Source organism: Nonomuraea sediminis (assembly GCF_018531495.1).
Taxonomy (GTDB): Bacteria; Actinomycetota; Actinomycetes; order Streptosporangiales; family Streptosporangiaceae; genus Nonomuraea; species Nonomuraea sediminis.
In genome coordinates this window covers 1,031,112-1,050,137 of record NZ_JAHDTI010000001.1, presented here as the reverse complement: position 1 = coordinate 1,050,137, position 19,026 = coordinate 1,031,112, and the positions used below count along the sequence as shown (strand labels likewise).

Sequence of the window (19,026 nt, the reverse complement as noted above, 5' to 3'; positions counted from 1 at the left end):
CGCTGCCGTCCGCGCCGGCGGAGACGACGATCGGCCGGCCCTTCGCGGTCACCACCGAGACGCCGTGGACTTCACCCGCGCGAGCGCCATCGCGGTGGTCCTGAGGGCCAGCGCCTTGCCGTACGGCTTGCCGGTGGCCACGTCCCACAGGCGGACGTAGCCGTACTCGGGCTGGTAGCGGCCCCTGGTGAACAGGATGGTCCTGTCGCCGACCTGGCCGATGGCCATGGCGTCCACCTCGGTCGGGCTCGTGATCGGCTTGCCGTACCGCTCACCGGTGGCCGGGTCCGACAGCTGGATCCGATCGCCCGAAGCGGTGGCCGCCAGGCCGCGGCCGACGGCGACAGCGTCGACGTACTCGCTCTCCTCCAGTGTCCTGAGTCCGCCCTTCCCGGACAGATCCCAGAGCATGGCCTCGCCTTCCCGCGAGATGGCGGCCACGACCGGACCGTCCGCCGACATGCGGGCCCTGGCGTAGACCCGGATCGGGGCCTGGTCGACTTTCCTGCCCGTGGCGAGGTCGTGGACGATCACCCCGTCGATGTCGGCGATGACCGCCACCGGCTTCCCGCCGCGCGTGGTCCTGGGCTTGCGGCGGGTCACCTCGTTCGTGGGGAGGACGCGGACGCCCCCGGGCTCGGCAGGGAGCCACGAGGGCGTCGGGTGGGCGGTGACGTTCGATCCGACTGACCGGGAGGGCGGCCCGTTGCCGAAGCGGCTCAGGTCACAGCACTAGCGGGCGAGAAACGGGCCGAGTAGCGCGGTGAGTTCGGCGGGCGCGTCCATTGCGATGAGGTGAGCAGCGGTGGCGAACTCGACCAGGGTGGCATCGGGGATCTCGGAGGCGTAGCGCCGTCCGATGTCCTGGAAGTCGGCGACGTCGAGCTTGCCGATTCCGACCAGTGTGGGGACGGAGATGGCGGCGATGTCGCCCGCCGCGGCGCCCTGGGAATACTCCGCGACGATGCCCTGGTTCACCAGCGACGTTCGCATCGGGCCGCGGAGTCGGTCGGCCAGCCCAGCGGCGACGTCCTCCCACCTTCGAGCCGGCCCGCGCAGCCACATGTCCAGGTTGATGCGGACGGCGGCGTCCACGTCGCCCGAGGCCAGGGCCGCCGTTTCCGCCTCGTCGTACGCGACCATTTCCGCGGACCAGTGGTATCCCGGCCATGGCGGGGCGAGCAGCGCAAGAGAGTGCACCCGGCCCGGGTGGGTGAGGCTGAAGTCCACGGCCACGCGGCCGCCCCAGGACGAGCCCACGAGCCGGACACGTTCGTAGCCGAGGTGGTCCAGCAGACGGCGTAGATCGTCAGTCTCGCTGAACGGGCCGGTCGGTGGTGCGGATTGCCCGAAGCCGCGCAGGTCATACCGAATGACGGTGTGCCGTTCTGCCAGGTCGGGCACGACCGCGTCCCACATACGGTGGTCGGCGACGCCTGCGTGCACGAGTACGACGGGCGGTCCGTCGCCGGCGACGACGTAGGAAAGATGTCCAAGATCATCAGCGAGTGTGAGCATCCGCCGATACTCGCAGGACGACGCTGCACGTGCCCACTCAATAAAGGGACGGCCTCCCCAAGCGTGCTCGCCACCTGACGAGTCAGCCGGCGAGGCGGCGGGTGGTGAGTGCGGTGCCGACCAGGAGAATGCCGTGGGAGGCGCGCAGGTCGGCGCCGAGCAGGGCACTCGCCCTGGCCAGCCGGTTGTCGACGGTGTTGGGGTGCACGTTCAGCGCCCGCGCGGTGGCGCGGCGATCGAAGTCGGCGGCGAAGTAGGCCTCCAACGTCTCCAGCAACGACGGGTCGAGCACGTCCAGGAGCCCGGCCAGCTCCGCGCCGCTCGCGCCCGGCGCGCTCAGATGATAGTCCAGCAGGACGTCGCTCAGCTCGTAGAGGCCCTCGGGACGGCCGGCCGCCCTGGCGACCTCGGCGATCCTGGTGGCCTGCCCGGCCGCGGCCGCGACGTCTTCGCGCCGCTCGGCGACACTCAGGCCGATGTGGACGCAGACATCGGCCTCAGCGAGATGGCGGGGCAGCCGGTCGTTGGGAGGGGGTAGCCGCAGGGGCAGCAGGGCGTGGCCGCCCTCCGGGCCGAACCAGGTCATGACCGGTTCTCCGGCGTGGCGGTCGAGCTCCGCCTGGGCGGTGTGCAGGCGGCGCCGTACCTCCACGGGAGAGAGCCCGTCCGGGCCGATCGCCAGATGCAGCACGCGATATCCGGGTTCGAGGGGCACCCCGTGCCTGGCCGCCACGTCGTCGGCGGACTGACCGCTCAGCAGGGTCCTGGCCACCGCCCGCAGCGCCTCGCCGCGTTCAGCCAGTGCGGCCTGGCCGAGATAGGCCTCGCTGACCGCGTTCGTGACCCGCTCGAGCGTCTGGAACATCAGCTCGCCGAGCAGGCGCAGGCCGTACTCCTCGCCGGGCAGCGCCGCCGCGCACAGCGTGCGCCACATCGACCGGTAGGCCAGCAGGTAGGCGCTGAGCAAGGTGGCGAGCGGCACGCCCTCGGTCATCCGCTGCGCCGCCCGCTCGCGGAACAGCCGCAGGTCGCGATCGGCAGCGGCGCCGCCCTGGGCGAAGCGCAGGAACAGGCGGAGCCCATGCCGGATGCTGGCCGCCATCTCCACATCCCGCAGCCTCGCAGGCAGGATCGCGAGGCCGGGGATGGCGGTCGCCTGCTCCGCGACGATCTGCCGGGTCAGCCGGTTCACTCCGGGTTCGCAGCGGGCCGCGATCCTGGCGGCGCTGAGCGCCGGGTCGTCGTCCATCTCGTGATTGTGACATCTCACAATCCGCGAGGGCCGGCGGTGGGATCAGAGGTGATTGTGTGCACCTGATCTGGCCGGCCACAGTGGGCTCACCCGCGGATCTCGACGAAGGAGCCGTCCGATGGACATCGTGAAATACGCCGACCAGGTATGGTCCGGGGCGGTCACCGACAGCATCGTGCAGGTCGGATTGCCCGGGAGCGGCGTCATCGAGGTGGCGGACGGCGTGGGCTTCCGCACCGGGTTCGGCCACACGATCGTCGTCAGGGGCGAGGGCGAGGCGGCCCTGTTCGACACGGGCAACCACTTCGACACGGTGAGACTTCACCAGGATGTACGGAAGTGGACGGCCGATCCGGTGACGACCGTGGTCTACTCCCACGGGCACATCGACCACGTCTCCGGTGTGGGCCCGTTCGACGCCGAGGCCGACGCGGCCGGACGCCCCCGGCCGGTGGTGGCCGCTCACGAGGCCGTGGCCGCGCGGTTCGACCGCTATCTGATGACTCGCGGCTACAACGCGGTGATCAACCGCAGGCAGTTCCAGCTGGATGAGCTCAGCTGGCCGTCGGAGTTCCGTTACCCGGACGTGGAATACCGCTCCACGCTGACCGCCGGACCCTTCGAGCTCTTCCACGGCAAGGGCGAGACCGACGACGCCAGCATCGGATTCGTGCCTGAGCAGCGGGTGCTGCTGCCCGGCGACCTGTTCATCTGGCTCACCCCCAATTGCGGCAATCCGCAGAAGGTGCAGCGTTACCCGCGCGAGTGGGCGATCGCGCTGCGCAGGATGGCGGCGCTGAACGCCGAGATCATGCTTCCCAGCCATGGCGCGCCCGTCTTCGGCGCCGACCGGATCGAGCAGGCGCTGATCGAGACGGCCGAATGGCTGGAGAGCCTGATCGAGCAGACGCTCGCCATGCTCAACGAGGGGGCCAGGCTCGACGCCGTCGTCCAGGAGGTCAAGCCGCCGGCCCACCTGGCCGGCCGGCCGTACCTGCGACCGCACTACGACGAGCCCGAGTTCATCGTGCGCAACATCTGGCGGCTGTACGGCGGCTGGTATGACGGCAACCCGGCCAACCTCAAGCCTGCCCCGGACGCCGTGCTGGCCGGCGCGGTGGCCGAACTGGCCGGCGGCGCGGGGAAGGTGGGCGAGGCGGCACTGCGCGCGCTCGAGGCGGGAGACCGGCGGCTCGCCGGGCACCTGGCCGAGATGGCCGTCCAGGCCGCCCCCGATGACGCCGGCCTGCACCGGATCCGGGCCGAGGTGTTCGCGGCGCGTGCGCGGTCCGAGGCCTCTTTGATGGCCAAGGGCGTGTTCACCTGGGCCGCCAACGAATCACGCAAGCGTTCGGAGTGACTCGACCGCGATGGCGAGTTTCGAAGGAGGCCGGACCTGGATGGGAATCCGATGAACCACCCCGACATGCTGCGCAAGGCAGGGCTCCACACGGCGGAGACGGCGGCACCGGCGCTGGGTTTCACCGTGTCGTACGCGACGACCGGCAAGCTGCTGCTCTCGCTGTGCATCGCCCTCTTCCTGGCGGCGCTGGTCGCCCTCTACCGGCTCAGGCAGGCCCGCAGTATCTGGCCGGCACTCGGCGGCTTCTCCCTCGCCGCCCTCGCGGGAGCCCTGGCCACGCTGTCCGGGGAAGCGGCCGACTACTTCCTGCCGCTGATCGTCGCCCGCACCGTGATCGCCGTGGCGACGCCGATCCTGATGCTGCTCAGGCTCCCCCCGGCCGGGCTGGTGGCCGGGCTGATCACCGGCCGGGGCCTCGCCTGGCGACGGTGCCCGGTCCGCCTGCGGGCTTTCACGATCGTCAACTCGATCTGGTTCGCCTTGGAAGCATCACTGCTCACGAACCAGTTGCGGCTGTACCACGAGGGCCAGGCGGTGGCCATGGGCGTGTTCAAACTCCTGGTCGAGGTGCCCGCCCACCTTCTGGCGGCGATCGTACTCTGGCTGATCTACCGGCGCCTCACGAATCGCCCCTGCCACGGCGAACTCTGCCCCTATCACCTCACTCTCGGGGGGAGGGGCGGAATGACGACCACGCTGTCGCATTAGCGACATGGCAGATAAACGGCAGGTCTGAGTGCTGGCGAGCAAGGTCCGCCATCGCCCACTCTCGTGATCACTAGTTGTTGATACGAGAGGTTCACCCCCCATGCACTGGTCCGCACATGTGGCGGCGGTGGGAGTATCCGCCGCCGCCCTGCTGAGTTCCCCGTTACCGGCGGCGGCGCAGCCCGCCGCTTCTGATGTCCACCGCGTCACCTTGATCACCGGCGACGTGGTGACCGTCAGGGAGGCGGAGCAGGGCAGGCACACGGTAGAGGTGAAGCCAGGGCCCGGCCGTGACCGGATGGGCTTCCAGACCACCGAGGAGAACGGCGAGCTGCGGGTCGTTCCGACCGACATGGTGCCCTACCTGGCGGCCAAGCGGCTGGACCCGAGCCTGTTCTCCGTCACCGACCTGATCGAGCAGGGCTACGACGACGCGACGACGGACAAGCTGCCACTGCTGTTCGTCTACGACGGCATGTCCACCAGGACCACCACTCCGCTGGAGAGCATCAACGGGCGCGCCGTCTCGGCGGACAAGCGCACGATCGGCCAGCTGTGGAAGTCCCTGGACGCGGAGCGGGTGAGCCTGGCCCAGGGCGTGTCGAAGATCTGGCTCGACGCCAAGGTCAAGGCCTCGCTCGATCACAGCGTGCCGCAGGTGGGCGCGCCTGAGGCATGGCAGGCCGGCTACGACGGCAAGGGCGTCAAGGTCGCCGTACTCGACACCGGAGTCGACGCGACCCACCAGGATCTCGTGGGCCGGGTCAAGGAGACCAAGGTGTTCACCGGCGACCCGGACGTGAACGACGCCTACGGGCACGGCACCCACGTGGCCGCCACCATCGCGGGCGGGGACGGTAAGAAGGGCGTTGCCCCGGGCGCCGAGCTGATCATCGGCAAGGTGCTCGGCGACGACGGGTCCGGCACCATGTCCGGCGTCATCGAGGGCATGGAGTGGGCCGCCGCCGAGGGCGCGTCGGTGATCAACATGAGCCTCGGCGGTGACGTCACCGACGGCACAGACCCGCTCAGCCTTGCCGTCGACAATCTCACCGAGCGGACCGGTGCGCTCTTCGTGGTCGCGGCGGGCAACAACGGCACGTCCTACTCCGTGGGCAGCCCGGGAGCGGCGACCTCCGCGCTTACCGTCGGCGCCGTGGACCGCAACGACGCCCTCGCGGCCTTCTCCAGCAGGGGTCCGCGTCTGGACGACGCGCCCAAGCCGGACCTCACGGCGCCGGGCGTGGGCATCGTCGCGGCCAGGGCGAAGGGCACCAGCATGGGCCAGCCCGTCGACGAGAACTACACGGCCGCGTCGGGCACCTCCATGGCCACCCCGCACGTGGCGGGGGCCGCCGCGATCCTCAAGCAACGCCATCCGGAGTGGAAGGCGGGGCAGATCAAGGACGCCCTGGTGGACTCGGCCAAGCTGATCGCCGGCCAGCAGGTCGACGACGCGGGCGCGGGCAGGCTCGATGTGGCGCGGGCAGTACGGCAGGGCGTGACGGCCACGGGCGTGGTCAACCTCGGCAAGCACCAGAAGGGTGAGGGCACAGGCACAGCCGAGGGCACGATCACTTACACCAACGGCACGGCGGCGCCGGTCACGCTTGCGCTCTCCAGCACCCTCGACAGCGCCGTGCTCAGCGCGCAGAGCGTCACCGTCGCGGCCGGTGGCACCGCTGACGTCCAGGTCCGCGTGGACCTGGCCAAGCTGCCCTTCGGCAGGTACGGCGGGCTTGTCACCGCGACCGCGGGGTCCGAGAGCGTGCACACCACCCTCGCACTCACCTGGAAGGGGCCCCAGCACAGCGTCCACTTCACCGCCGTGGACGCGGCCGGCAAGCCCACCGGCACCGACACCCTGTCGATGTTCGGCGCCTCGCAGCAGGACGACGTCTTCACCTGGGTGCCCGAGCAGGGTCTGACCGTCGAGGTCTCCGAGGGCACGTACATGACACAGGCGATCAACCTCGCGAGCGGGGGGTGGGGCCGCATGCACCCGCGCGACGGGCTCGTCGTCATTCCTGAGCTCAAGGTCGACCGCGACCTGGAAGTGGTCCTCGACTACCGCAAGACCAGCCCCGTCACCGTCAAGGTGAGCGAGCCGGCGGAGCAGGTGGGCATCTTCACCTACTTCACCTACCGCGCCTTCGGCTCGCGCAAGATCTCCCAGGGCGTCATGGACTTCGACGTCGTCGAGGGGCTCAACGTCTCGCCGACCCAGCCGGTCAGCGAGGGCACGTTCGAGTTCGCCTCCCGCTGGCAACTGGTCGCGCCGAAGATCTCCGCGCGGGTGGCGGCCACCTCGTACCCGATGGGCTTTCTGGGCGGCTCGCCCGGCCTGGAGGGCCGTCACCTGTGGCAGCTCGCAGAGGGGGCGGACGGCGCTCGGGGCAAGGTCGCCGTGATGAGCGACCCGTCGGTTACCTGGGAAGACGCCGCTGAGGCGGCGGTGAAGGCGGGAGCGGTCGCCGCGATCATCGTGATGAGTCCCGACGACGCGCTCGCGCGTGGATGGAACCCGAAGAACGTGTCGCTGCCCATCCCGGTCATGCTGATCACCAACGATCACGGGCAACGGCTGCTCGAACAGGTCAGGAAGGGGCACGCCCTGCTGGACATCAGCGGGACGATGGCCTCGCCGTACCTCTATGACGTCATGCAGGTCTCCAGCGGGCACATCCCGGACAAGATCGTGCACGAGGTGAGCAACCGCAACACCGCACGCGTGGATACGAAATATCAGGACACGGGCGGTTTCGAGTGGGCCAAGGAGCAGCGGTTCGGCTGGCGGCCCTGGCAGGCCTACTCCCTGGGCAACCAGATGGAGACGCAGCGGATCGTGAAGACGCCGTTGCGACGGGCCGAGTACGTCAGCGCGGACGGCTCCTTCTGGCAGCACATCGTCAACCACCAGTTCATCTGGGACGACATGAACCAGTTGCGGGACGGGCTGACCGAGCCGCCCCGCACCTACCAGCCCGGTCAGCAGGTCAGCGAGAGCTGGCACGCGCCCGTTGTACGGCCCGCCATCCCCGACTGGCTGGCCCCCTCGATCCGCAAGGGCGACACCCTGGAGATCCGCGTCCCCGAGTTCGTCGACGCCTCCGGCCACGTCTCCCGCGCAGGGGTCGACAACGACAGCACCTCGGCCAGGTTCCTGAGGGACGGCAAGCTCGTCGAGGAACGCGACGCCGCCTGGGGCGCCTTCCCCGCCGTGCCGCAGGAGGCCGAATACCGCCTCGAACTGTCCACCAAGCGGACCTCCGAGGAATGGACGCGGGCGATCGCGACAGAGACAGCCTGGACGTTCAGGTCGAAGCAGGGCCAGCAGGTGCTGCCGCTGCTGCAGGTCGACTACGACGTGCGGCCCGGCCTGCTCGGCCTGGCCGTACGGCACCAGCAGGGCGTGAGCGGGTTGACCGCCAAGGACCTGCGGCTGGAGCTGTCCTATGACGACGGCGCGACCTGGCACAGGCAGGCGGTTCTCCCGCTCGGCCACGGCCGCTACAACGCGGTCGTCCTCCGCCCGCATCCGTCACTTCGCGTCACCGCCACCGACTCCGGCGGCAACCAGGTCACGCAGACGGTGATCAGGGCGTACTGACCGTCACAGCCAGTTCTCGCGGGCGGCGTGCCAGGCCAGCTGCATCCTGGTCTGGGCGCCCGCCTGCTCCATCAGGTGGGTGATCCGGCGCTGGACGGTCCTGTGCGACACCTTCAGTTGCGTGGCGATCGACTTGTCAGGCACACCCGCCACCAGCAGCGACAGCAGGTAGAGGTGGTCGGAGTCGAGCGGGCTGCCTGGCGTGGTGAGACTGACGGGGGTGGCCCGCTCCCAGAGGCTCTCGAACAGAGCCTTGAGCGCGTCCAGCAGGCTGCTGGGCCTGATCAGCGCCGCGGTGAGCTGGGTCAGCCCACCGGTGTGCTGGATCAGCGGGAGCACGCCCAGCTCGCCGTCCGCGATGATCATCCGCACGGGCAGGGCGGGCAGGGCACGCGCCTGCTCGCCCAGCTTGATCCCGTCGGCGAGGTTGATCAGCATGCCAGGCTCCTCGAGCAGGGCGCGTTCGTACAGGACGCGGTAGCCCACCCCACGTCGCAGCGCGGCCAGTTCCTCGGTGTTCTCCTGCGAGGTCATCGCCACGTGCCCAGCCCGGCAGAGGCTGACGACCTCGTGGCGGGCGTTGTCCTGCAGCAGGCGCAACTGCTCGCGCAGCGCCGTCCTGCTGGTGATCACCTCGATCAGCTGGGCGGCCTCGCGGCGCCGCGAATGGGCCAGGTATTCCCCTGTGAGCTGCTCCACGGCCTGCCTGGCCCGGTCCACCTCCTCCTGCCGCCTGTGCAGCAGGGCCGCGAGCGCGACGTCGGGTGCGACGGCGGTGAACCTGTCGGGCTCTCCCGGTATGGCGCGTGCCAGGCCTTTGGCGAGCAGGGAACCGAGCGCCCGTCGCGCCGCCTCGCTCTCGACGCCGAGCTCTTCTGCCAGCTCGGCGGGCTCGACCCCGGCGGTCCTGACCAGAAGCCGGTAGGCGGCCTCCTCCTCGACGCTCAGCCCTGCCGCGCTCAGCACGTCGGTCGGGAGATTCCGTCGAGGATCTCCCGCATGGTCAGCGTCAGCCGGGCGTCGCCTTGCCGCCAGGCGGACACGGTGGCCTCGACTTCGAACAGTGCGCCTGGCGAAAACCTCATCCATGCATGTTAAGCGGGATGTGCTGGCACCTCGCCACCGCGAGCTTGGCCTCGCACGGCCGTAACCCACCGTCCTCAGGGAGCTTCACGAGGCCGGCGCGGCCTGAATCCTCGCGTGAGACCGTCTAACGCAAGCAGATCGTCGACGGAGCTGCGGCGATGGGCAAGATCTTCAAGTGATGGTCACCCAGTTGGTCACTCAGCAATGCGAAAGGGTGCCACCCTGATGGGCGACACCCTGCTCGACCAGTGAAAACCTGGTCGGGACGACAGGATTTGAACCTGCGACCCCTTGACCCCCAGTCAAGTGCGCTACCAAGCTGCGCTACGTCCCGGTCGTGTCCGGCGCCCCCTGCGGGGCGGGACGTCATAACCTTAGCGCACATCGGAACCACCCGCGTACAACGGCGGGAGCGAGCGGAGGTGGCGGTGGGGCGCAGGGCGACCATCGATCGGGACGAGCTGGTCCGGCTGGTGGCCAGGGGCATGAGCGTGCAGGAGCTGGCCGCGCATTTCGGCGTGAGCGAGTCGGGTGTGCTGCAGGCCAAGCGTGCCGCGGGGCTGGCCAAGCCGATGCTGGACCACAGCGCCGCCCTGCCGTGGAAGCTGACGCGGGCGCACTCCCAGTCGGGGCCCGCCACGAACCTGCGGAACCTGTCCGCCGCGGCGCAGGGGAAGGCGCCGGCGGCCGAGCGGTTGAACACGGCGCTGCGGTGGGCGCGGCGGCTGGTCGAGGCGGGGCTGGACGTCGACTACGACCCGGCCGGGGGATTCGTCGAGGTCCCGGCGGCACCATCGGGCTCTCACATCGCAGCCGTGCTGGACGCGGCCGAACGAGGGCTCGAAGAGCGTTAGTTCCGGCTTTCTGAGGGCAGTCGCCCGGTTCAGGGAAACGACCGGGAGGCGAACCGATATGACCACCCTGATCTGGGTGGCCGTCGTCGTGATCGCGCTGGTCGCCGTGGCGCTGGTGGCGGCCCTCGTCATCAGGCAGCGGCGGCGCGACCAGCTGCGCTCACGTTTCGGCCCCGAATACGACCGGCTGATCGCCGAGCACGACAACAGGCGGGAGGCGGAGCAGGAGCTCCTCGCCCGCGAGCAACGCCACTCCGAGCTGGACATCCGTCCGCTGGCCGAGGAGTCACGCGACGGCTACGCGCAGCGCTGGAGCGAGGTGCAGGAGCGCTTCGTCGACGCGCCCGGGTTCGCGGTGACCGAGGCCGACCAGCTGGTCACGGCCGTCATGTCCGAGCGCGGATACCCGACGGAGAACTTCGAGCAGAAACTGTCCGACCTGTCGGTCGGGCACGCGGAGACGCTCGACCACTACAGGAAGGCTCACGAGATCAGCGGGCACGCCGCCAGGAAGGAGGCCTCCACCGAGGATCTCCGCCAGGCGATGGTGCACTACCGCGTGCTGTTCGACGAGCTGCTCCAAGAGACCACCCAAGGACGGTGACGAACATATGCGCAGGGAAGAGTACGAGGTCCCGCCCCAGCGGACGGACGACTACGACCAGCCGGGCGACGTCCTGGACAACGGTCCGGAGGCGCGGCCCCGGAGGGACCCGGACCACGAGCCCGAATCAGGCATGCACTCCGGCCCCGAGGCCAGACCCCGGATGGACCCGGACCCGGAGCCGCTCGGCACACCGCAGGCAAAACCTGAGGACGACGCCGACCCGTACGCCGAAGCCGACCCGGACATGCCGTACGCGGAAGCCGACCGGGACACGACGGGCATGCCGTACATGGGAGAGCACGAGGGGATGACGGGTGAGGCGCAGCTGATCGAGCAGGACCCCGAGGTGCTGCAGCAGCGCTGGCGGGACGTGCAGTCGGCCTTCGTCGACAACCCGACCGAAGCCGTCCAGCAGGCCGACGGCCTGGTCGAGGAGGTCGTGGAGTCGCTGACCAGCTCGCTGCACGCCCGCACCAGCAGGCTGCGCGAGAGCTGGCGGGACGGCGACACCGAGCAGATGCGACAGGCCCTGCAGGACTACCGTGGCGTCCTGGAGCGCCTCATGACGCTGTCAGGGACGAGGTGAGCTGCCATGCTCGCAGTGGTCGCGGCGATCATCTTCGGTCTTGGCTTCCTGCTCGACCTGGTCAACGTCCGCATCCCCGGCGGCATCAGCGGCATGACGCTGGTGCTGCTCGGACTGACGCTGCTCGCGCTACACCAGGCGGGCATCGGTACGGCCAGCTTCCGCGGCTCCGGCTGGCGGAGCAGGGCCAGGCGCTAGCCGTACCTGGCCAAGATCTTGATGAAGCCTGGCGATAGTGCGTTGATCATGAAGACCTCCGGGCGTAGTGGAGCTTGCCGCTTCACCAACGCTCGGAGGTCTTGGTGTGTCACGCCAACGCCCGGCTGACGTTTCACGGCAGACGCCTGCTGATTCGCCGTGTGGCGGGTCCGTGCAGAGGTCGACGGTGATATCCCGATTGAGATGCTGGACAATCCGCGTGAGGCAAAAGTCAATATGAACGATCTCTTTGAAGCACTGTCAAAGGCTTGAGCCATTCGAACGGTAGCGACGATGCTATGCAAGCGATTTTGCATCACCCTGAACGGCTCGACCACAAAGGATGTCCAACAGAATTGATAGCCAAAAGCTTGCAGCCGGGCAACGGGTAAACAATTCCAGGCTCAATAATTGCCGAGCCGCAGACTTGCTCAGCATTGGTTGCCGTTTTACTCTTTCGTCATTGACCGCCTCAGGCGGCCATGAGCGTAATTGATTGCGTAGCGATACGCCTCTCACGCCTACCGGATCGGACGTATTCATCCTTGGCTCATCAAATCAAATAAGGCTGTCAGATCACGCTGGCCGAAGGGACGGAGCAACCGATGAACATCCGCCAAAGGTCCCACCTGACGCTGGTTTTCGCGGCGATCACTGCGGTCGTCTCGGCAAGTGCCGCGACCAATATCGCCACCGCTACCACCTCGACGACCACGAACAGCGCCACGCTGGCCTGGCACGCGGGCTACTTCGCCAAGAACATGTGCCCCAAGGATGCCCGCTCGTTCGCCAAGAGGGCGCTGGAGAACAACAGTTTTGTCGCCATCTACACCACGCCCAACGCCGTTCTGGGCAGAAGCGGCGACTGGACCACCATGGTCGAGGTTTCCTACACCCCGGCACAGACCAACTACAGCCCAAACCAGATATCCCCGGTCTATTTCACGGTAACCGGCACATCCGCCGACTCGAGCTCAGCCGAGAGCGGCCGCAACCGCGTTAGAGAGAGCATCGTCAAGCAGCGCTACTTCGACACCTGCTGAGTGTCGCCGACCAGTAAGCAACCGGAAGGGTCCGGGCTCAGTGCGTCCTGGCGGGGAAGCGCATCACCACGGTGCTGCCCGCGGCGCCGGCCCGGACCGTCAGGTGCGCGGACAGCCGCCTGGCCACCCACAGTCCCATCCCGCCGACGGCCCCCGGTTTGGGGCCTGGCTTCCACGTCCCGTCGTCGTGGATCTCGATGACCAGGTCGGTGCCGTCCAGCCAGGTGCGCAGCCGCCCGGCCTGGGAGCCGTGGGTGACGGCGTTCGTGGCCACCTCGTTGACGGCGATGACCAGGTCGCCCACGGTCTCCTCGTCCAGCCCGAGCCGTCGCGCGTAGTCCTGGGCGAGGTGCCGCACCAGCGGCAGGTCCGGCAGCCGGAAGGTGATGGGCATGCCGAACGGCGGGCCGGCGCGGCCCGCCGTGAAGGCCTCGTGCCCACTCACCCGACCAGTTCGCCGCGCAGGTGGTCGAGCACCTTGCGCAGGATCCGGGAGACGTGCATCTGAGAGATGCCGAACTCGGCGGCGATCTCGGCCTGCGTCAGGTTCCCGAAGAACCGCAACAGCAGGATGCGCTTCTCACGCTGCGGGAGCGCGTCGATGAGCGGCTTGACCGACTCGCTGTCGACCATGGTGGTCAGCGTGTCGTCGTCCTCGGGGATGACATCGCCCAGTGACGTGGCGTCGTCGGTGGAGCCGAGCGGCGCGTCCAGCGAGAGCGTGCTGTAGGCGGCGGAGGCGTCGAGCGTGAGCAGGACGTCCTCCTCGCTGATGTTCATCCGCGCGGCCAGTTCGGCCACGGTGGGCGAGCGGCCCAGGTCCTGGCTCAGGTCGCCGACGAGCCGGTTGAGCTCGGAACGGCGTTCCTGGAAGAGCCTGGGGACCCTGATGGCCCAGGTCCGGTCACGGAAGTGCCGCTTGACCTCGCCGGTCATGGTGACCACGGCGTAGCCGCGGAAGGCATGACCGAGTGAGGCGTCGAAGCCGTTGACCGCCTTCATCAGGCCCACGTAGGCGGCCTGGAGGAGGTCCTCCATGGGTTCGCCGCGGTAGCGGTAGCGCCGGGCGATCTCGACGGCGAGCGGCCTGTGCAGCTCGACGATGCGCTCGCGCAGCCGTTCCATCTGGTCTTCCGACGTGTGCTCGGCGTTGATCTCGGCGAGCAGGTCTTCGGCGGTCATCTCCTCGACTAGGACAGTCATCGCTGCTCCCTTATGGATGGGCAGGTGACCTCCGCCTTAAACGACAAAAGCCCAGGCAGAGGCACACCTTGCTCAGGTTCAGAGCCGGAAGCCCTCTGCTGGACTTCACTGCCAGTATCCCCCCTCTCCGGCGATGTATTCCACCCTGGGCCGGTGACAGTAGGGTTGCCACGTGACAATGCCGCTCACCCTGAGTTCGTCGGCCACGGACGGGATCACCGTGGTGCGCGTGGACGGCGTGCTCGACGCCACGACCCGCGAGCAGTTCGCCGACTTCCTCGCCTCGGCGGGCGCCGATCTCATCCTCGACCTGTCGGGTGTGACTTTCATGGACTCCAGGGCGCTCGGCCTGATCGTGCACACCTGGCAGACCAGCCTCGCGAGCGACAACCGTTTCGCCCTGATCGGGGTGGACTACGCCAGGTCCAAGGTGATGTGGATCACCGGGCTCGCCGATCGGCTGCCGCTGTACGACACGCTCGACGACGCGCTGCAGGCGCTCGGCTAGCCGCGCGACTTGCGCTGGTGCTCCTCGACCAGGAGCCTGGCCAGGTCGGCCACCTTGACCTGGTGGTGCTGCGAGATCCTGCGCAGCTCTTCGAAGGCGGCCTCGGCGGTGCACCCGCTGGTCTGCATGATGATGCCCTTGGCCTGGTCGATGACCGACCGCCCGGCCAGCGCCTCCTGCATCTGCGCCGCGCCGGTGCGCACCTCGTCGAAGTCCCACAGATTGGCCATCGCCACGCCCACCTGCTGGGTGAGCATGTCGGCCAGGGCATGCGAGTACGGCGGCGCGAACGCGGCGGGCCGTACGGAGTAGAGCCCCACCACCACCATGGACTGGGCCAGCGGGACGGGCACGATCAGGGCGGAGCGGACGCCGCAGCAGGTGGCCAGGCGGGCGTAGAGGGGCCAGCGCGCGTCGCGCAGCAGATCTGCCACGATGACGCGGCAGGCGTGGGCGCGCGCCTCGATCGAAGGGCCGGCGCCGAGCTCGCGCTCGCCTTCGACCAGCATGATGAGCTCGCTGTGCGAGCCGGAGACCAGGACCCGCTCGTCCCGCCAGTGCTCGGCCGAACCGCCTGAGCAGCCTGGCACGCCCCAGGCCAGCGCGGTGGTCAGATCGCGCAGCAGGGTCTCGGTCGAGGTGTCCTCGCCGAGCCGTCCGAGCTTGGCCAGGTCGCGGGCCAGCGAGGCCGTGATCAGAGACGTGGATTCCATGGCAACAGGCCCCTTCCCTGTCTGGATGGGTTTATCCGCGATGGCGTAGCGTCGAAGAATGGATCTCGAGCAGGCGCTGGATGCGCTGGGCGCGCGCGTGGCCTCGTTGCGCGAGGCCAGGTCGGCCTATCCCGCCGACCTCGAGCCGACACTCGAGGCGGCGCTCGCCGAGCTCGACACGGCGGTGGAACTGCTGGCCGAGGCCCGCACCGAGCTGGCCAAGGCCAAGCCGCGGGGCAGGCTTGACGGGCCGCAGCGCGAGCTGAAGCTGCTGCGCCAGGTGTTCCGCGCGTTCCCCGTGCCGGTGGTGCTGCTCGACGGCGGCGGCATGGTCAGGCGGATCAACCCCGAGACCTCGCGCCTGCTCGGCAGCCCCGAGGGCTACCTGGTGGGCCGCTCGTTCCCGCTGCTCGTGGACGTGTCGCGGCGGGCGGCATTCCGGTCCCACCTGACGTCAGTGCTGCAGACCGGGCAGCCGTCGGCGCTGGAGACGCGCCTGGCCCACCAGGGCAGGGCGCACACGGTCCAGCTCGCGCTGACCAGGCTGACCATGCCGGGCGAGGCGCGGCACATGGTGGCCGCCGTGGCGCTGCCGATCGAGGTGCAGCCGCCCCGGCCCGGCAGGGAACGGCTGGGGCTGGCCGACGGCGAACTGCTGGTGGCGGCGGCCAGGCGGCAGGACCTGCTGGCCAGGATGATCGCGCTGCTGCTCGACGACGAGGGGCTGCAGAAGCAGATGGCGCTGCCGCGGGCCACCAGGCTGCTGGCCGCCGACTGGGCCGACTGGGTCGTCGCCGACGTGGTGCGCGACCGCCAGGCGCGCCGCGCGATCGTGGTGGCGCCCAGGGACCAGCCGCTGGGCGAGCTGGCCAGGCAGGTGGAGGCGGCGGACCCGGGGGCGGCGCCGCTGGTGGCGGAGGTGCTCGAGCGCGGTTCCGGCGTGGTGCACGAGATGGTCGAGGACGAGACGCTGCTCGGCTCGGCCGCCGAAGGGCCGCTGCTGACGGCGATGGAGGCGGGCTCGCTGCTGTCGGTGCCGATCGGCACCGGCCAGGGCGTGCTGACGCTGGTACGGGCGCACGACAAGGAGCCGTACGCGCTGGCCGACCTCGGCGTGATGCAGGAGGTGGGCACGGCGCTGGGGCTGGCGTTGCGCGCCCAGGACAGCTTCCAGAGCCGCTCGCGGGCCGCCGACGCGCTGTCGGCCAGCGTGGTGCCCCGCGACCTGCCCGACGTGCCGGGATTCGAGGCAGCCGCGATCTACCGTCCGGGCTCGTCGGTGGGCGCCGAGTTCTACGACGTGTTCCCCGTGGCCGGCGGCTGGGGGTTCGCCGTGGGCGGGGCGGTGGGCAAGGGCGAGGCGGCGGCCTCGGTGAGCGCGCTGGTCAGGGGCGGGCTGCGGGTGCTGAGCGTCTGGGAGTCCGATCCCGACGAGGTGATGCGCAAGGTGAACGAGGCGCTGTTCGCGCAGGACAGCGGCATGTTCGTGATGGCGCTCGCCGGTTTCGTGCGGGGTCGCGAGATCAGCCTGTCCGCGGCCGGGCACCACCCGGCGGCGCTGGTGTATCCGGAGGGCGGCGGCGTCCGCTTCGCCAAGGGCGGCGGCGTGCCGCTCGGCCTGGGCGCCGAGGCGGCCACCGAGGTGGAGGAGGTCACGCTGGCGCGCGGCCAGACGCTGGTGCTCTACTCCGAAGGCCTGATCTCCTCCCGCAACACCGCGGGCGAGCTGTACGGCGAGGACCGGCTGGCGGACGTGCTCGGCCGCTTCGCGGGGCAGCCCCCGGCGACCGTGATCAAGGCGGTGGAGGCGGACCGGCAGGCCTTCTCCGGCGGCGAGGTGTGGGACGAGATCGTCATCCTGGCGCTGCGGGCGGTCTGACCAGGAAAGGTTTGCGGCCAGGCACAGGGTGGGTAAAGTAACGGGTAGCTCTTGTGCCTAAGACGCAGGCACACCTTGAACAGCTTCCACGCTGAGGTGTGCCATGAATATCGCCATCGTCGCCCCCGTCTCAGGCAGCCAGCGTCACCATGTTCTCGCCGCGGCCCGCGAACTCGGCCGCGAGCACCAGGTCACCGTCTACAACGGCGGCTCCGAGCGCAGGCCCAGGACGCGAGTCGCGCACGGCGTCACCGTCGACCAGCTCGACATGGGTGATCTGCGCGAGGTCGGCGAGTACCTGCGCGAGCGCTGGAGCAGGGAGCGCCCGGACATCATCCACGCCCATTCGTGGAGCGCCGGGCTCGTCTCGATCGCCGGCGCCGAGGGCCTCGACGTGCCCATCACGCAGACCTTCTACCGTTTCGACGCGGGCCGCCTCAAGGTGGAGCGGGCGCTCGGCCGGCGCGCCGACGCGGTCATCGCCGGTTCGGGCGACCAGGAGGCCGTGCTCATCAGGATGGGCGTGCCCCGCGCCAACATCGTCGTCGTGCCCTGCGGTGTCGACACCTGCAGGTTCCAGCGCCAGGGCGCCGCAGCCCCGCGCGACGCGCGGCACCGGCTGCTGCACGTCGGCCCGCTGTCTCCCGAGCGCGGCGCGCACACCGCCGTCCGCGCGCTGCCCACGCTGCCCGGCGCCGAGCTGGTGCTGGCCGGCGGCCCCGAGCTCGGCGAACTGGAGCAGGACAGGGACGCTGCCGGATTGCGCTCGCTGGCCCGGCAACTGGGCGTGGCCGACCGCATCACGTTCCTCGGCCGGGTACGGCCGGCCTCCGTGCCCAAGCTCATGCGCAGCGCCGACTGCCTGATCACGGTGCCCAGGCAGGCGACCTCCGGCGTCGTGGCGATGGAGGGCATGGCCTGCGGCGTCCCGGTGATCGCCTCGGCCGTGGGCGCGCACCTCGACTCCGTCGTCGACGGCGTGACCGGGCTGCTCGTCCCGCCCGACCGGCCCGACCTGGTGGCCAAGCAGGCGCGCAGGCTGCTGTCGGACCAGACGCTGCGCACCGCGCTCGGCTACGCAGGCGCCGACCGCGCCCGCTCGCGCTACTCGTGGGAGCGGGTCGGCCAGGAGCTGCTGCGGGTCTACGAGTCGGCCCGCGCCTGACGGGACCGTACAACCCGCGACCCGATCATGCGCCAAGCCGTACAAATCGGGATAAAGCATGGCGTGGATAGGGTTATCGGCATGCTGATTCACCCCTGGGATGCGGGCACCGAGGAGCAGTCGCTGGCCTTTGTCCGGGCCAACCAGTTCGGGCAGCTCATCGCCGCGGGCCGCGGGCGCGACGTGCCGGTCGTGGTGCCGACGCAGTTCCTGCTGGCCGACGACGAAACGGTCGTGCTGCACCTGGCCCGGCCCAACCCGGTCTGGGCGGCCATCGAGGAGAACCCCAAGGTGGTGCTGTCGGTGGCCGGCCCGTGGTCCTACATCCCCGGGTCGTGGCGGGCGGAGCCGGGCACCGATCCCGAGCTGGGCGTGCCCACCACGTACTACTCGGCGGTCCAGCTGCTGTGCCGGGCCGAGATCCTCACCGAGGCCGAGGAGAAGCTGGACGTGCTGCGCGGCCAGCTCGCGGACCTGGACCCCGGCCAGGGCGACCCGTCGGCGATGCCGCGGCTGCTGACGGGCATCCGCGGCCTGCGCCTGGCGATCGAGGAGGTCCGCGGCAAGTTCAAGTACGACGGCCACAAGGACGCCGCGCACCGCGCCAGGGTCGCCGAGCGCCTGGCCGAGCGGCGCGGGCCGGGCGACGCGGCGGCGCTGCCTTACCTGGGCTGACAGATGCGAAAATTCCATATCTCTGTTACGAGAGTGAAATCTTTGCTTCCATAGGCGG

At 69.7% G+C, this 19,026-nt stretch carries 20 protein-coding genes and 1 tRNA gene; 12 read left to right on the top strand and 9 right to left on the bottom strand.

Annotated features, from left to right (window positions below):
• Positions 1 to 48 precede the first annotated feature (48 nt).
• From KIK09_RS04915 to KIK09_RS04905, 3 genes are all read right to left on the bottom strand, one after another.
• A complete protein-coding gene (locus KIK09_RS04915; protein ID WP_214317399.1) occupies positions 49 to 603 on the bottom strand; it encodes a WD40 repeat domain-containing protein in 555 nt (184 codons plus the stop codon).
• Positions 604 to 732: 129 nt separating this feature from the next.
• Positions 733 to 1,518 carry an alpha/beta fold hydrolase gene (locus tag KIK09_RS04910; RefSeq protein ID WP_214317398.1) on the bottom strand — a complete coding sequence of 262 codons (786 nt, stop codon included), beginning with the start codon at positions 1,516 to 1,518 and terminating at the stop codon, positions 733 to 735.
• An 82-nt stretch (positions 1,519 to 1,600) separates the two neighbouring features.
• Complete coding sequence (locus tag KIK09_RS04905) at positions 1,601 to 2,767, bottom strand: PucR family transcriptional regulator (RefSeq protein ID WP_214317397.1); 1,167 nt, start codon at positions 2,765 to 2,767, stop codon at positions 1,601 to 1,603.
• Positions 2,768 to 2,888: 121 nt separating this feature from the next.
• On the opposite strand from KIK09_RS04905, the gene KIK09_RS04900 reads away from it, so the two are divergent.
• From KIK09_RS04900 to KIK09_RS04890, 3 genes are all read left to right on the top strand, one after another.
• A complete protein-coding gene (locus tag KIK09_RS04900; protein ID WP_214317396.1) occupies positions 2,889 to 4,130 on the top strand; it encodes an alkyl sulfatase dimerization domain-containing protein in 1,242 nt (413 codons plus the stop codon).
• 51 nt (positions 4,131 to 4,181) lie between these two features.
• Complete coding sequence (locus tag KIK09_RS04895; RefSeq protein ID WP_214317395.1) at positions 4,182 to 4,841, top strand: DUF3159 domain-containing protein; 660 nt, start codon at positions 4,182 to 4,184, stop codon at positions 4,839 to 4,841.
• A 100-nt stretch (positions 4,842 to 4,941) separates the two neighbouring features.
• Positions 4,942 to 8,451, top strand: a complete 3,510-nt coding sequence (locus KIK09_RS04890; RefSeq protein WP_214317394.1) for a S8 family peptidase — start codon at positions 4,942 to 4,944, stop codon at positions 8,449 to 8,451.
• A 3-nt stretch (positions 8,452 to 8,454) separates the two neighbouring features.
• Here the strand turns inward: KIK09_RS04890 and KIK09_RS04885 are convergent, their stop codons facing one another.
• From KIK09_RS04885 to KIK09_RS04880, 3 genes are all read right to left on the bottom strand, one after another.
• Positions 8,455 to 9,417: a helix-turn-helix domain-containing protein gene (locus tag KIK09_RS04885; RefSeq protein WP_214317393.1), complete on the bottom strand. Its 963-nt coding sequence runs from the start codon at positions 9,415 to 9,417 to the stop codon at positions 8,455 to 8,457.
• Positions 9,411 to 9,536 (bottom strand): hypothetical protein, encoded by a 126-nt coding sequence (locus KIK09_RS58960; RefSeq protein WP_275955993.1) that lies wholly within the window; start codon positions 9,534 to 9,536, stop codon positions 9,411 to 9,413. Before KIK09_RS58960 ends, KIK09_RS04885 begins: the two co-directional genes overlap by 7 nt.
• Positions 9,537 to 9,794: 258 nt before the next feature.
• Positions 9,795 to 9,871: transfer RNA gene (locus KIK09_RS04880), tRNA-Pro, on the bottom strand.
• Between the two features lie 94 nt (positions 9,872 to 9,965).
• On the opposite strand from KIK09_RS04880, the gene KIK09_RS04875 reads away from it, so the two are divergent.
• The 5 genes from KIK09_RS04875 to KIK09_RS04855 all read left to right on the top strand — a co-directional run bounded on the left by KIK09_RS04875 (position 9,966) and on the right by KIK09_RS04855 (position 12,825).
• The gene (locus KIK09_RS04875; protein WP_214317392.1) at positions 9,966 to 10,391 is read left to right on the top strand and encodes a helix-turn-helix domain-containing protein; all 426 of its coding nucleotides are present in this window, start codon (positions 9,966 to 9,968) and stop codon (positions 10,389 to 10,391) included.
• Positions 10,392 to 10,449: 58 nt separating this feature from the next.
• Positions 10,450 to 10,995 (top strand): hypothetical protein, encoded by a 546-nt coding sequence (locus tag KIK09_RS04870; RefSeq protein ID WP_214317391.1) that lies wholly within the window; start codon positions 10,450 to 10,452, stop codon positions 10,993 to 10,995.
• A gap of 7 nt (positions 10,996 to 11,002) precedes the next feature.
• Positions 11,003 to 11,584: a hypothetical protein gene (locus tag KIK09_RS04865; protein ID WP_214317390.1), complete on the top strand. Its 582-nt coding sequence runs from the start codon at positions 11,003 to 11,005 to the stop codon at positions 11,582 to 11,584.
• Between the two features lie 6 nt (positions 11,585 to 11,590).
• Complete coding sequence (locus KIK09_RS04860) at positions 11,591 to 11,782, top strand: hypothetical protein (RefSeq protein ID WP_214317389.1); 192 nt, start codon at positions 11,591 to 11,593, stop codon at positions 11,780 to 11,782.
• Between the two features lie 605 nt (positions 11,783 to 12,387).
• Positions 12,388 to 12,825 (top strand): hypothetical protein, encoded by a 438-nt coding sequence (locus KIK09_RS04855; protein ID WP_214317388.1) that lies wholly within the window; start codon positions 12,388 to 12,390, stop codon positions 12,823 to 12,825.
• Between the two features lie 37 nt (positions 12,826 to 12,862).
• On the opposite strand, the gene KIK09_RS04850 is transcribed toward KIK09_RS04855, so the two are convergent.
• Positions 12,863 to 13,270: an ATP-binding protein gene (locus tag KIK09_RS04850; RefSeq protein WP_308163921.1), complete on the bottom strand. Its 408-nt coding sequence runs from the start codon at positions 13,268 to 13,270 to the stop codon at positions 12,863 to 12,865.
• Positions 13,267 to 14,028, bottom strand: coding sequence for a SigB/SigF/SigG family RNA polymerase sigma factor (locus KIK09_RS04845; protein WP_214317387.1), 762 nt, complete (start codon positions 14,026 to 14,028; stop codon positions 13,267 to 13,269). The genes KIK09_RS04850 and KIK09_RS04845 overlap by 4 nt, the downstream gene beginning before the upstream one ends.
• A gap of 178 nt (positions 14,029 to 14,206) precedes the next feature.
• On the opposite strand from KIK09_RS04845, the gene KIK09_RS04840 reads away from it, so the two are divergent.
• Complete coding sequence (locus KIK09_RS04840) at positions 14,207 to 14,536, top strand: STAS domain-containing protein (RefSeq protein WP_214318035.1); 330 nt, start codon at positions 14,207 to 14,209, stop codon at positions 14,534 to 14,536.
• Here KIK09_RS04840 and KIK09_RS04835 read toward each other — a convergent pair.
• Positions 14,533 to 15,249, bottom strand: a complete 717-nt coding sequence (locus tag KIK09_RS04835) for an ANTAR domain-containing protein (RefSeq protein ID WP_214317386.1) — start codon at positions 15,247 to 15,249, stop codon at positions 14,533 to 14,535. The two genes, KIK09_RS04840 and KIK09_RS04835, sit on opposite strands and share 4 nt — an antisense overlap.
• 58 nt (positions 15,250 to 15,307) lie before the next feature.
• On the opposite strand from KIK09_RS04835, the gene KIK09_RS04830 reads away from it, so the two are divergent.
• From KIK09_RS04830 to KIK09_RS04820, 3 genes are all read left to right on the top strand, one after another.
• A complete protein-coding gene (locus KIK09_RS04830; RefSeq protein WP_214317385.1) occupies positions 15,308 to 17,128 on the top strand; it encodes a SpoIIE family protein phosphatase in 1,821 nt (606 codons plus the stop codon).
• A gap of 103 nt (positions 17,129 to 17,231) precedes the next feature.
• Positions 17,232 to 18,293, top strand: a complete 1,062-nt coding sequence (locus tag KIK09_RS04825; RefSeq protein ID WP_214317384.1) for a glycosyltransferase — start codon at positions 17,232 to 17,234, stop codon at positions 18,291 to 18,293.
• 81 nt (positions 18,294 to 18,374) lie between these two features.
• A complete protein-coding gene (locus tag KIK09_RS04820) occupies positions 18,375 to 18,968 on the top strand; it encodes an FMN-binding negative transcriptional regulator (RefSeq protein WP_214317383.1) in 594 nt (197 codons plus the stop codon).
• Positions 18,969 to 19,026 lie beyond the last annotated feature (58 nt).